General features: G+C 69.9%; 12 protein-coding genes and 1 tRNA gene. 8 read left to right on the top strand and 5 right to left on the bottom strand.

What is annotated here, in order from left to right; all coding sequences use genetic code 11:
• The first annotated feature begins 82 nt into the window (after window positions 1-82).
• From BN159_RS22630 to BN159_RS22595, 8 genes are all read left to right on the top strand, one after another.
• Window positions 83-832, top strand: a complete 750-nt coding sequence (locus tag BN159_RS22630) for a YcnI family copper-binding membrane protein (protein WP_015659327.1) — start codon at window positions 83-85, stop codon at window positions 830-832.
• 76 nt (window positions 833-908) lie between these two features.
• Window positions 909-1,559 (top strand): SCO family protein, encoded by a 651-nt coding sequence (locus BN159_RS22625; protein ID WP_015659326.1) that lies wholly within the window; start codon window positions 909-911, stop codon window positions 1,557-1,559.
• Window positions 1,556-2,005 carry a copper chaperone PCu(A)C gene (locus tag BN159_RS22620; RefSeq protein WP_015659325.1) on the top strand — a complete coding sequence of 150 codons (450 nt, stop codon included), beginning with the start codon at window positions 1,556-1,558 and terminating at the stop codon, window positions 2,003-2,005. Before BN159_RS22625 ends, BN159_RS22620 begins: the two co-directional genes overlap by 4 nt.
• A gap of 14 nt (window positions 2,006-2,019) precedes the next feature.
• Window positions 2,020-3,963 carry a copper resistance CopC/CopD family protein gene (locus BN159_RS22615; protein ID WP_015659324.1) on the top strand — a complete coding sequence of 648 codons (1,944 nt, stop codon included), beginning with the start codon at window positions 2,020-2,022 and terminating at the stop codon, window positions 3,961-3,963.
• 6 nt (window positions 3,964-3,969) lie between these two features.
• Window positions 3,970-5,211, top strand: a complete 1,242-nt coding sequence (gene efeB, locus BN159_RS22610; RefSeq protein WP_015659323.1) for an iron uptake transporter deferrochelatase/peroxidase subunit — start codon at window positions 3,970-3,972, stop codon at window positions 5,209-5,211.
• A gap of 68 nt (window positions 5,212-5,279) precedes the next feature.
• Window positions 5,280-6,212: a prephenate dehydratase gene (pheA, locus tag BN159_RS22605; protein ID WP_015659322.1), complete on the top strand. Its 933-nt coding sequence runs from the start codon at window positions 5,280-5,282 to the stop codon at window positions 6,210-6,212.
• A gap of 550 nt (window positions 6,213-6,762) precedes the next feature.
• Complete coding sequence (gene serS / locus BN159_RS22600; RefSeq protein WP_041819659.1) at window positions 6,763-8,040, top strand: serine--tRNA ligase; 1,278 nt, start codon at window positions 6,763-6,765, stop codon at window positions 8,038-8,040.
• Window positions 8,037-8,840, top strand: a complete 804-nt coding sequence (locus BN159_RS22595) for an HAD family hydrolase (RefSeq protein WP_015659320.1) — start codon at window positions 8,037-8,039, stop codon at window positions 8,838-8,840. Before serS ends, BN159_RS22595 begins: the two co-directional genes overlap by 4 nt.
• Window positions 8,841-8,890: 50 nt before the next feature.
• On the opposite strand, the gene BN159_RS22590 is transcribed toward BN159_RS22595, so the two are convergent.
• The 5 genes from BN159_RS22590 to BN159_RS22570 all read right to left on the bottom strand — a co-directional run bounded on the left by BN159_RS22590 (window position 8,891) and on the right by BN159_RS22570 (window position 12,725).
• Window positions 8,891-8,975 (bottom strand) — tRNA-Ser (locus tag BN159_RS22590).
• Between the two features lie 260 nt (window positions 8,976-9,235).
• Window positions 9,236-9,955: an ABC transporter permease subunit gene (locus BN159_RS22585; RefSeq protein ID WP_015659319.1), complete on the bottom strand. Its 720-nt coding sequence runs from the start codon at window positions 9,953-9,955 to the stop codon at window positions 9,236-9,238.
• A gap of 10 nt (window positions 9,956-9,965) precedes the next feature.
• Window positions 9,966-10,877 carry an ABC transporter ATP-binding protein gene (locus BN159_RS22580; protein ID WP_015659318.1) on the bottom strand — a complete coding sequence of 304 codons (912 nt, stop codon included), beginning with the start codon at window positions 10,875-10,877 and terminating at the stop codon, window positions 9,966-9,968.
• The gene (locus BN159_RS22575) at window positions 10,874-11,773 is read right to left on the bottom strand and encodes an integral membrane protein (RefSeq protein WP_015659317.1); all 900 of its coding nucleotides are present in this window, start codon (window positions 11,771-11,773) and stop codon (window positions 10,874-10,876) included. Before BN159_RS22575 ends, BN159_RS22580 begins: the two co-directional genes overlap by 4 nt.
• Window positions 11,763-12,725 carry an ABC transporter ATP-binding protein gene (locus tag BN159_RS22570; RefSeq protein WP_041821710.1) on the bottom strand — a complete coding sequence of 321 codons (963 nt, stop codon included), beginning with the start codon at window positions 12,723-12,725 and terminating at the stop codon, window positions 11,763-11,765. Before BN159_RS22570 ends, BN159_RS22575 begins: the two co-directional genes overlap by 11 nt.
• Between the last annotated feature and the right edge of the window lie 194 nt (window positions 12,726-12,919).

Raw genomic sequence — 12,919 nt, 5'->3', positions numbered from 1 at the left:
CGGCCCGCGCATGCCACGTCGCACCGCATGCGCCCCTCTACACCACCGGAACAACCGAATCTCACTCGTGGAGTGCTCCCGTATGAAGGTCTCCTCCCGTCTCGCCGCCGTCGGTGCCCTCGCCGGTACGGCCGTGCTCGCCCTGTCCGCCCCCGCCTTCGCGCATGTCACCGTGCAGCCCGAGGGCGAGGCCGCCAAGGGCGGATACGCCGTCGTCGACTTCCGGGTCCCGAACGAGAGCGACACGGCGAACACCGTGAAGCTGGAGGTCAGCTTCCCGACCGACCACCCGCTCGCCTCCGCGCGGCCCGAGCCCATCGCCGGCTGGACCGCGAAGATCACCAAGGCCAAGCTCGACAAGCCGATCGAGCTGCACGGCCAGAAGATCGACGAGGCCGTCAGCAAGATCACCTGGACCGCGAGCGGCAAGGGCATCGAGCCCGGCTTCTTCCAGAAGTTCGCGGTCTCCATGGGCCAGCTGCCCGAGGACACCGACGAACTGGTCTTCAAGGCCGTCCAGACGTACGACGACGACGAGGTCGCCCGCTGGATCGAGGTCCCGCAGGAGGGCCAGGAGGAGCCGGAGAAGCCCGCTCCGGTGCTGACCCTCTCCGAGGCCTCCGAGGAGGGCCACTCGCACGGCGGCTCGGAGGCGAGCGAGGAGCCCTCCGACGACGCCTCCCAGGCCGCCGCGACCACCACCGCCGACGACGAGTCCGGCTCCGACGGCACCGACACCACCGCCCGCGTCCTCGGCGTCGTGGGCATCGTCGTCGGCGCGCTCGGCGTGGCCTACGGCGTGCTCGCCGGCCGTCGGCGTACCAACGCCTGAGTCCATCCCTCGGCGCGCGCCCCAGCCGTAGTGCTGGGGCGCGCGCCCGAGCCCATCACCTCCGGGAATTCCTGCCATGCGCACCAAGAAGTTCGCGGCCGCCGCCCTCCTCGCCGCCGCCGCTCTGACCCTGTCCGCCTGCGGCAGCGGTGACGACACCGCCGCGCCCGTCACCGTGGTCTCCGAGGAGCCCGGCTCCGACAAGGCCGCGACCGTCCTCGACAAGCCGTTCGAGAAGCCGGACCTGGTCCTCACCGACACCAACGGCAAGACCTACGACCTCCGCGAGGAGACCGCGGGCAGGCCGACGCTGATCTACTTCGGCTACACCAACTGCCCCGACGTCTGCCCGCTGACGATGAACAACATCGCCGTCGCCAAGAAGCAGCTGCCCAAGGCCGAACAGGACGAGCTGCGCGTCGTGTTCGTCACCACCGACCCGGAGCGCGACACCGCCGCCGAGCTCGGCAAGTGGCTCAAGGGCATCGACGCACAGGTCGTCGGTCTGACCGGCGACTTCGCCACCATCCAGGCCGGCGCCCGCACCCTCGGCATCAGCATCGAGCCACCGCACAAGGAGAAGGGCAAGATGGTCTCCACGCACGGCACCCAGGTCATCGCCTTCTCCCCGAAGACCGACGGCGGCTATGTCCTCTACGGCGAGGACGCCACCGTCGAGGACTACACCAAGGACCTCCCCAAGCTCATCAAGGGGGAGAACCCGTGAGGCGGCTCGGTACGGCGGCCGCGGTCACGGCCATAGGCCTTCTGCTGGCCGGCTGCGGATCCGACGACTCAGGACCCGAACTGTCCGTCACCGGCGCCTACATGCCGCAGCCGGTCTCCGACTCCATGGCGGCGGGCTTCCTGACCATCGCCAACGACGGCGGCACCCAGGACGAACTGACCTCCGTCACCAGCGACATCGCGGGCGCCGTCACCCTGCACGAGACGGTCGACTCCGCGATGCAGGAAGTCACAAAGCTCCCCGTGCCCGCCGACGGTCACCTCGAGTTCGAGAGCGGCGGCACCCACCTGATGTTCGAGAAGCTGAAGCGGAAGCCGAAGGAGGGCGACACAGTGTCCGTGGTCCTGCACTTCGCCGACTCCGACCCCGTCACGGTCGAGATGCCGGTGAAGCCGGCCACGTACACCCCCACGACCGGACACTGAGGGAGGAACCCCCCTTGACCGCGACCATCGCCCCCCGCGTCCGGACCCTCGTGCTGCTGCTCCTGGCCGCCGCCGGACTGCTCCTCGCCGGTGCCGGGCCGGTCTCCGCGCATGCCGCGCTGACCGGCAGCGACCCCCAGCAGGGGGCGGTGGTCGACCAGGCCCCGGACCGGATCTCGCTCACCTTCTCCGAGGACATCGCTCTCTCCGACGACTCCCTGCGCGTCCTCGCCCCCGACGGCAAGCGCGTCGACACCGGCAAGCCCTCCGGCGTCAGCGGCACGACGTACGCGGTGAACCTCAAGAGCGGTCTGGCGGACGGCACCTACACCGTCTCCTACCAAGTCGTCTCGGCCGACAGCCACCCCGTCGCCGGCGCCTACACCTTCTCCATCGGCGCCCCCTCGGCGACCACCGTCTCCGTCTCGGACCAGACAGCCGGCGGCGGGGTCGTCGGCGTGCTCTACGGCCTGGGCCGCTACGTGTCCTACGCGGGCTTCGTCGTCCTGGTCGGCGGCGCCGCCTTCGTGCTGGCCTGCTGGCAGCGCGGGGCAGGGGTGCGGGCCGTGCAGCGGCTGGTGGTCGCCGGCTGGCTGGCGCTCACCTCGACCACCCTCGCGCTGCTCCTCATGCGCGGCTCCTACACCTCCTCCGGCAAGGTCGGCGACTTCTTCGACCTGACCTTGCTCGGCGACGTCCTCCAGACCAAGACCGGCGCGGCCCTGGTCTCCCGGCTCCTGCTGCTCGCCGCCGCGGCCCTGTTCATCGCGGTGCTGTTCGGCGCCTACGCCCGCCCGTCTCCCACCACCACCCTGAACGACGGCGCTTCGCGCCGACTGCCTGATTCAAGGGAGGACGAGGAGAAGCGGGACCTCACCTTCGGGCTCGCGATCGGCGGCACCGTCGTGGCGGCCGGACTCGCGGCGAGCTGGGCGATGTCCGAGCACGCCTCCACCGGCCTCCAGCCCGGGATCGCGATGCCGGTCGACGTCGTCCACCTGCTCGCCGTGGCCACCTGGCTCGGCGGCCTCACCGCCCTGCTCACCGCCCTGTACCGCTCGCCCGAGACCCCCCTGGACGGCACCGCCGTACGACGGTTCTCGGCGCTCGCGTTCGGCAGCGTGGTCACCCTCGTCGGCACCGGCATCTACCAGTCGTGGCGCCAGCTCGGCTCCTGGTCGGCGTTCACCGAGACCCGCTACGGGCAGCTCCTGCTCGTCAAGATCTGCCTCGTGACGATGCTCGTCGGGGTCGCGTGGATCTCCCGGCGGTGGACGGCACGACTGGCGGAGACGGTGGCCGCCGCGCCGCGGAAGCAGAAGGTCGCGGCGAGTACGTCCAGTGAGCCCGCTTCCGGCGAGCCCGACTCCGCTGATCCCGAGCGCGCCGCTCAACTCGCCCGGCAGCGCGCCGCCATGGACACCGCCCGGCAGAAACGGCTGCGCGACGCCGACCCGAACCGGTTCGGGCTGCGCCGATCCGTGCTCGCCGAGGCGGGCGTCGCCATCGTGCTGCTGGCGGTCACCACCGCGCTGACCTCCACCGAACCCGGCCGCACCGAGCAGGACGCCGCCAAGGCCACCGCCGCCGCGTCGTCCTCGGCCACCGGATCCTCCGGGGCGCTGACCCTGGACATGGCCTTCGACACCGGCGGCGAGGACGGCAAGGGCGTCGTACGGCTCGAACTCGACCCCGCGCGGGTCGGCGACAACGAGATGCACGTCTACGCCACCCGGCCCAACGGACGCGCCTTCGACGTCCCCGAGGTGAAGGTCGCCTTCACCCTCGAAGCCCAGGACATCGGGCCCCTGCCCGTCGTCCCGGACCACATCACCACCGGACACTGGTCGGCGGGCGGCGTCCAGCTCCCCATGGCCGGCGACTGGAAGATCGCCGTGACCGTACGGACCTCCGACATCGACCAGACGACCGTCTCCAAGAACGCGAAGATCGGCTGAACGACCATGGCTGACCAGTCCAACCCGGACACCCCGACCGGTGTGACGCGCCGCGCCCTCCTCGGCACCGCCGGCGCCACCGGGCTCGCACTCGGCGCGGCGGGCGGGGCCGTGGGCTATGCCGCCGCGCCCGCCACCGCGACCCCACTCACCTCGCTGGGCGCCCAGGAGGCGATGTTTCACGGGAAACATCAGCCCGGCATCCTCCAGGGCCTCCAGGCCCGCGGCCATCTCATCGCCTTCGACCTGACAGCGGGCGCGGGCCGCAAGGAGGCCGCCGCGCTGCTGCGCCGCTGGTCGGACACCGCCCGCCGACTGATGGCGGGCGAACCGACGGGCAGCGGCGACACCGATGTGGCGCGGGACGCCGGACCCTCCGCACTGACCGTCACCTTCGGCTTCGGCCACAGCTTCTTCGCCCGCACCGGACTGGAGAAACAGCGCCCGATCGCCCTCGACCCGCTGCCCGACTTCTCCTCCGACCGCCTCGACAAGGCCCGCAGCAACGGCGACCTGTGGGTGCAGATCGGCGCAGACGACGCGCTGGTCGCCTTCCACGCCCTGCGCGCGCTCCAGAAGGACGCGGGACAGGCCGCCAAGGTGCGCTGGCAGATGAACGGCTTCAACCGCTCACCCGGTGCCACCGCCCACCCCATGACGGCCCGCAATCTGATGGGCCAGATCGACGGCACCCGCAACCCCAAGCCGGCCGAGCCCGACTTCGACCAGCGGATCTTCGTGCCGTCCTCCGGCGAACCGTCCTGGATGGCGAGCGGCTCCTACGCCGTCGTACGCCGCATCCGCATGCTCCTCGACGACTGGGAGCAGCTCTCCGGCAAGGAGCAGGAGAACGTCATCGGACGCCGCAAGGCCGACGGGGCACCGCTGTCCGGGGGCATCGAGACGACCGAGATGGACCTGGAGAAGACGGACAGGACCGGGGAGCCGGTCGTCCCGATCAACGCCCACGCGCGCATCTCCCGGCCCGACCAGAACGGCGGGGCGGCGATGCTGCGGCGGCCGTTCTCCTTCCACGACGGCATCGCCGCGGACGGGACCCCGGACGCGGGCCTGCTCTTCGTGTGCTGGCAGGCGGACCCCTTGCGCGGCTTCGTGACCGTGCAGCGCAAGCTCGACCGGGGCGACGCGCTGTCGAAGTTCATCCGCCACGAGTCCAGCGGCCTGTTCGCGGTGCCGGGCGGGGCAGCCGAGGGAGAGTACGTCGGACAGCGGCTGCTGGAGGCGTGAACCCGGGCGGGATCACCCGGTCGTGAGACGCGGCCACCGGGGTCCCGCGCGGCCATTAGGGTGAGGACATGCCAGCGAGCTATGCGTATCTCGGTCCCGAAGGCACCTTCACCGAAGCCGCCCTGCGCACGCTTCCCGAGGCGGCCACCCGGGAACTGGTCCCGTATGTCTCCGTGCAGTCCGCGCTCGACGCGGTGCGCGTGGGCGAGGCGGAGGCCGCGTTCGTGCCGATCGAGAACTCCGTCGAGGGCGGAATCACCACCACCCTCGACGAACTGGTCGCGGGCGCGCCGCTGATGATCTACCGCGAGGTGCTGCTGTCGATCACCTTCGCGCTGCTGGTCCGGCCCGGCACCAAGCTGTCCGACATCAAGACCGTCTCCGCGCACCCGGCCGCCCAGCCCCAGGTGCGCAACTGGCTGAAGAAGAACCTCCCGGACGCCCACTGGGAATCGGCCGCCTCCAACGCGGACGCCGCCCGCCTGGTCCAGGAGGGCCAGTACGACGCCGCCTTCGCGGGCGAGTTCGCCGCCGCCCTCTACGGCCTCGAGGTCCTGGAGAGCGGGATCCACGACGCGGAGAACGCCCAGACCCGGTTCGTGCTGGTGGGCCGCCCGGCCCGGCCCGCGGCCCCGACCGGCGCGGACAAGACCTCCGTCGTGCTGTGGCAGCGCGACGACCACCCCGGCGGGCTGCGCGATCTGCTCGGCGAGTTCGCGACCCGCGGCATCAACCTGATGCTGCTCCAGTCCCGGCCCACCGGCGAGGGAATCGGCAACTACTGCTTCTGCATCGACGCCGAGGGCCATATCTCCGACCGGCGGGTGGCGGAGGCCCTGATGGGGCTGAAGCGGATCTGCCTGGAGGTGCGGTTCCTCGGTTCCTACCCGCGCGCGGACGTGGGCCTGGACGGCGTGAGCGCGCCGCGGCCCGGGACCTCGGACGAGGAGTTCGTGTCGGCGTCGGACTGGGTGGCGCGCTGCCAGGACGGGCGATTCTGAGCCGGGACCGGCAGTTCTGAGCCAGTACTACCAGCGTATTGTCGTTATCCACAGAAGTTATCCACAGGTCCCCCTCTCGACCTGGGGACAAGTCGACACTGTCATGCGACTCAGTCGACAAATCGCCCTACAGCACCCCACTCCGTCCACCGGCGCGCAGTTCACCCTTCGTCCACTCGTTTCCTTCGAGCAATCCTTTGGGGCGACGTATTTCCACTCGAACGTGGGCGTAAAGGAGGTTTGCCCTGGGAATCCTCGGAGTCGGTCGAGCTATTCGGAGTGATCAATTCCGATGTCCACAGATCTTCCACACAGCCTGTGGATAACTCTTCGAGGGTTGTGGACGGCTGTGGATGACGAGACCCCAAGTCCCGTTCTCCACAAGGAAATCCAGTCAACACCGCGCCCGCCGCATGCCCCGTCCCAGGGAGTGAGACACCTTTTATTGACACGGGGCGCAATTCGCTCATAACGGAACGTAAGCCGCAGTTCGGGGTGCCCCGGAAAAGCGAGTCGTGAGCAGGGACCAGGCCCCGGTAGCCTTGACCGCGTGATTGACCTTCGCCTGCTCCGTGAGGACCCCGACCGTGTGCGCGCGTCCCAGCGCGCCCGTGGAGAGGACGTCGCGCTCGTCGACGCTCTCCTGTCTGCCGACGAGCGGCGCAGGTCGTCCGGCGTCCGCTTCGACGAGCTGCGCTCCGAGCAGAAGTCGCTCGGCAAGCTGATCCCCAAGGCCACTCCGGAGGAGCGTGCCGAGCTCCTTCAGCGGGCCGAGCAGCTCAAGACGGACGTCAAGGCCGCGGAGGCCGCGCAGAACGAGGCCGACGACGAGACCAAGCGCCTCGTCCTCCAGCTCGGCAACCTCGTCCACCCCGACGTCCCCGTGGGCGGCGAGGAGGACTTCGTCGTCCTGGAGACGCACGGCACCATCCGTGACTTCGGCGCCGAGGGCTTCGAGCCCAAGGACCACCTGGAGCTCGGCGAGGCGCTGGGCGCCATCGACGTCGAGCGCGGCGCCAAGGTCTCCGGCTCGCGCTTCTACTACCTCACCGGTGTCGGCGCGCTTCTGGAGCTGGCCCTGGTCAACGCGGCGATCGCGCAGGCCACCGAGGCCGGCTTCACGCCGATGCTCACCCCCGCGCTGGTCCGCCCGCGCGCCATGGAGGGCACCGGCTTCCTCGGCCAGGCCGCGGAGAACGTGTACCACCTGGAGAAGGACGACTATTACCTGGTCGGCACCTCCGAGGTCCCGCTCGCCGCGTACCACATGGACGAGATCCTCGACGCCGACAAGCTGCCGCTGCGCTACGCCGGTTTCTCACCGTGCTTCCGCCGCGAGGCCGGGACCTACGGCAAGGACACCCGCGGCATCTTCCGGGTGCACCAGTTCGACAAGGTCGAGATGTTCTCCTACGTAGCCCCCGAGGACGCGGAGAACGAGCACAAGCGGCTCCTGGAGTGGGAGAAGCAGTGGCTCACCGGCCTTGAACTGCCCTTCCAGGTCATCGACGTGGCCTCGGGCGACCTGGGCGCTTCGGCGTCCCGCAAGTTCGACTGCGAGGCGTGGATCCCGACCCAGGGCAAGTACCGCGAGCTGACGTCGGCGTCCAACTGCGACGGCTTCCAGGCCCGGCGTCTGTCGGTGCGGATGCGCGACGGCAAGAAGGTGCAGCCGCTGGCGACGCTCAACGGCACGCTGTGCGCGGTGCCGCGGACGATCGTCGCGATCCTGGAGAACCACCAGCTGGCCGACGGTTCGGTGCGGGTGCCCGAGGTGCTGCGGCCGTATCTGGGCGGCCGGGAGCTGCTGGAGCCGGTCGCCAAGTGAGCGGCTCCTTTCCCTACGGGCTGATCGCGACCGACCTCGACGGCACGCTGCTGCGGTCCGACGACTCGGTCTCCCCGCGCACCCGTGAGGCGCTCGCCGCGGCCACCGCGGCGGGCGCCACGCACATCGTCGTGACCGGGCGCGCGGCGCCCTGGACCCGGCACATCCTGGACGACCTGGGCTACCGGGGCCTCGCGGTGTGCGCCCAGGGGGCGCAGGTCTACGACGCCGGTGAGCACCGTCTGCTGACGTCGGTGACGCTCGACCGGCAGCTGGCGGGGGTCGCGCTGGCGAAGATCGAGGCGGAGGTCGGTCCCCTGTTCCTGGCCGCGAGCCGGGACGGTCTTGAGGGGGAAGTGCTGGTCGGACCGGGGTACGCGGTCACGGGCAAGCTGCCGTCCACTCCGTTCAGCGATGCGGCGGATCTTTGGTCGGCGCCGCTGAACAAGATCTACGTACAGCATCCTTCGCTGTCGGATGACGAGCTGGCGGATGTTGCTCGGCGCGCGGCGGGTGGGTTTGTCTCCGTTGCCATGGCGGGCGCGGGCATCGTCGAGCTGCTGCCCTTGGGGCTGTCCAAGGCGACGGGGTTGTCGATCGCGGCTCGGCGTCTTGGCCTGAAGGCCAAGGACACGATTGCCTTCGGCGATATGCCGAATGACTTGCCTATGTTCGCTTGGGCTGCGCGAGGTGTGGCTATGGCCAATGCCCATGCGGAGTTGAAGGCTGTTGCCGATGAGGTGACGGCTTCTCATGACGAGGACGGGATTGCTGTGGTCCTGGAGCGTCTGCTCGGCTGAGGTTCCCCGCGCCCCTGGGTACGTACAGTCAGCCTTGGTTTTTCTGTTTGCGGAGGATGCACGGATCGAACGTGCGCGGGGTTTCCCCCGACCACGGCTTAGCAAGCCGGTGCCTTACCACTCGGCCAATCCTCCGGGAGGGCGGCCTCACGCGAAGTGGGAATCGCGTGCTCGAAGCGGCCGCCCGGGCAGCTCCCCGGTGCGGTGCGGGCTCGACGGAGGGGTAACTACTCCGGAGCCCGCCGCGGGCTGCCCTGTGGGGAGCTCGACGGACTGTCGTGCATGGACATCGTCGCGCTCCTCCCCAGTCGGTGGCGCCGATGTGATCCCCGGCGTCCTGGACATCAACAATCCTGCCCGCCCCCGGAGTTGGGCGCCACCGAATAAATCCGCGCCTACTCCTCGCCCGCCAGCGTCAGCGTGCGCAGCTTCTGGCCCGCGTACCAGGTGGCGAGGACCGTCACCGCGACCAGCAGGACCGTCGCCGTGGTGATGCCCACGTCGGAGGTGACGAGGTCGCCGCCGGTCACCTCGTGGGCGACCGCGAGGGACCACTGCTGGACGCTCAGGGTGCGCGCCCCTTCGACCAGGGAGCCGAACAGGGCCTCCCAGACCAGGGCGTAGACCAGGCCGAAGACGACCGCGTGCCGGGACACCGTGCCGAGCAGCAGGAAGAGGGCCGCGTAGGCGATGGAGGCGACGAGTGCGGCGACCGTGTAGGCCACGGCGATCTGCTGGCCGTTGCCGTTGAGGACGAGGCCGGCGATCAGGGTCGGGACGGCGGAGAACACCATGGTCACCGCAACGGCCACGATCAGCTTGGTGAAGATGATCGTCGGGCGCTTGATCGGCTTGGAGAGCAGATACACCACCGAGCCGTCGTCGATCTCCGGGCCGATCGCTCCGGTGCCGGCGATGACGCCGATGATCGGCACCATGGTGGCCAGCGCGAGTCCGCCGAGCAGATCGGAGGCGACCTGGTCGTCGGCGCCCGCGAGGCCGCGCACGATCACCGAGATCACGATCAGCAGCAGCGGCAGCGCGCCGAGGATGAGGGCCCGGCGACGGCCGAGCAGGGCTCGATAGGTGAGCCGGGCGACTGTGGGGTCGTACATCTTCGGCCTCCTACGCCGCGACCAGATACGAGAAGACGGACTCGAGGGACTCGTCGGACGGCGAGACCGTGTGCAGCCGGATGCCGTGGTCGCGGGCGACCCTGGGCAGCAGGGCGGTGAAGCGGGCGAAGTCGACGGCCTGGATGCGCAGCGCGCCCTCGGCGAGGTCGACTTCGATGCCTGAGGTCGACGGGTCGGCGATCAGCGCGGCCGCGAGGGCGCGGTCGTCGCTGGAGCGCACCAGGTAGCGGTGCGGCCGGTCGGTCATCAGGCGGCGGATCTTGCGGAAGTCGCCGCTGGCCGCGTGCCGTCCGGCGACCACGACCTCGATGTGCCAGGCGAGTTGCTCGACCTCTTCGAGGATGTGGGAGGAGAAGAGGACCGTGCGGCCCTCGTCGCCCATCTTCCGCAGCAGGTCCATCAGCTGCATGCGCTGGCGCGGGTCCATGCCGTTGAAGGGCTCGTCCAGCAGGAGCAGCGAGGGGTTGTGGACCAGGGCGGACGCCATCTTCACGCGCTGGCGCATGCCCTTGGAGTACGTCTGGATCTTGCGGTCCTGGGCGTACTCCATCTCGACCGTGGCGAGCGCCTGTTGGGCCGCCTTGGCGCCCAGGCCGTGCAACTCGGCGTTGGCGACGACGAATTCGCGGCCGGTGAGGAAGTCGTACATCGCCTCGCGCTCGGGGACGATGCCGATGTGCTTGTAGATCGACTCGTTGCGCCAGACCGGCCGGCCGTCGAGGGTGACGGTGCCGGTGGAGGGGGCCAGGAAGCCGCCCATCATGTTGATGAGGGTGGACTTTCCGGCGCCGTTGGGGCCGAGCAGGCCGGTGACGCCGGGGCCGATGGTCATGGTGATGTCGTTGACGGCGACCACGTTGCCGAACCAGCGGGAGACGTGGTCGATGGTGAGCGTGGTCACAGTCCGGCCTTTCGGTAGCGGCGGATCAGCAGGCCGTAGGTGGCGGCGATCAGGCCGAGTGTGACGAGGACGTACACCGCGCCCTCGCCGTTCGACGGGCCGACGCCGCCGGGGAAGGCGGAGGAGGCGCCGAGGAAGGCGGACTGCACGCCGTCGATCAGCGTGATCGGTGAGAACAGGCCGATCCAGGCGATGACGTCGAAGCTGCCCTGCTCGTCGGCGATGGCCTGGAGGGTGGAGACGGCGCCGTAGGAGATGGTCAGTACGGCGATCACGGCGGCGATGCCGAAGCCGCGGCGCGGGGTGACCGAGGCGATGACCAGGCCGAGGCCGGCGAAGAGCAGGGAGAGCAGTGCCACGGAGACCAGTCCCTGTGCGAATCCCTTGGTCTGGTCGGTGAAGTCGAGCTTGGCCAGCAGCGCGCCCACGTACAGGACGAGCAGCGGGGCGGCGGTGAGGACGAACATCGCCGAGGCCAGCGCCGCGAACTTCGCCCGGACGTAGTCGGCGGTCTCGATCGGCCGCGAGAAGTACAGCGGCACGGTCTTGAAGCGCAGGTCGCGGGAGACGGACTGGGGTGCCTGGGAGGCGACGTAGAGGCTGATGACGGCCTGCATGACGATCGCGTAGCGCGTGTAGTCGACGGGCAGGTCGTCGGCCTTCGTGGCGACCGCGACGGCGACCATGATGGCCGCGGGCACGCACATCACCACGAACAGCAGCATGGGCAGCACCTTGGACTTCACCGAGCGGCCGAGGCCGTAGGCGCCGCGCAGGGACTGCGAGTAGAGCGAGCGGGTGGCGTACGCCCGGCCGAGGCGGGGGCCGTCGTAGTTGCGGTAGCCGATGTCGTGGATGCGGGTCTGGTCACCCGCCACGGGCTGGTCAAGAGCCATGAACGGCCGCCTCCTTCCGCTGCTCGTCGCTGTCCTGGAAGACCTCGGAGATGTGGTGCCGGCGCTGTTCCATGCGCACCAGGCCGAGGCCGAGGTCCGCGATCACGTCCCGGACCAGGTCGTAGGTCTCCTCGCCCTGCGCGGTGAGCAGCAGGATGTGTCCTGCGCCGGGGAGTCCGCTGCCGGACTCGACGCTGATCCCGCGCGCGTCGAGCGCCTCGCGCACCGCCTTGGTGCCGTCGGGGTGCTCGTCGGTGTCGGTGACCTCGATCGCGAGGGTGGTCGTGGTCTGCGTGAAGTCGGTGGTGGAGCTGGAGCGCAGCAGCTTGCCGCCGTCGATGACGACGACGTGGTCGCAGGTGCGCTCCAGTTCGCCCAGCAGGTGGGAGGTGACCAGGACCGAGATGCCGAAGTCGGTGTGGATGCGGCGGATCAGGCCGAGCATCTCGTCGCGGCCGACCGGGTCGAGGCCGTTGGTCGGCTCGTCCAGGAAGACCAGCTGGGGGTCGTGGACGAGGGCCTGGGCCAGCTTCACGCGCTGCTTCATGCCGGTGGAGTAGCCGCCGATGGGGCGGTAGCGCTCCTCGTACAGGCCGACATGGCGCAGGGTGTCCGCGGTGCGCTCGCGCGCCGCGGTGGGCGGCAGGCCGGACATGCGCGCCATGTGGACGACGAACTCGGTGGCCGAGACGTCCGGCGGCAGACAGTCGTGCTCCGGCATGTACCCGACCCGCTCCCGGATGGCGGCGCCCTTGGTGGCGACGTCGAGACCGAGCACTTCGGCGCGGCCCTCGGTGGCGGGGGACAGACCCAGCAGGATCTTGATCATGGTGGACTTGCCGGCTCCATTGGCTCCGACGAGTCCGGTCACCCCGGGCCCGATGTCCATGGTCAGCCGGTCAAGCGCGGTCACCCGGGGGAACCGCTTGCTCAGGCTTTCGGTCGCGATCACATTCACGGCATAGACAGTAGTGACGCGGAACACGTCGGTCGTCAGACCGTGGAGCCGTCTTGGGGTCCCTCTGGAGTCGTACGGGTCCTTAGGGGTCCCCCTGAGGTCGAACAACGGGAACCCTGGGACGGCCGTCGTGGGGCGACCGTCGTGGGGCCGTCCACCCCTTCCTATTGACGCTGGGTCTAACAAGT

Source organism: Streptomyces davaonensis JCM 4913 (assembly GCF_000349325.1).
GTDB classification, from domain to species: Bacteria; Actinomycetota; Actinomycetes; order Streptomycetales; family Streptomycetaceae; genus Streptomyces; species Streptomyces davaonensis.
Note: the sequence above shows the minus strand (reverse complement) of the source record. Positions and strands in the feature narration are given on the sequence as shown.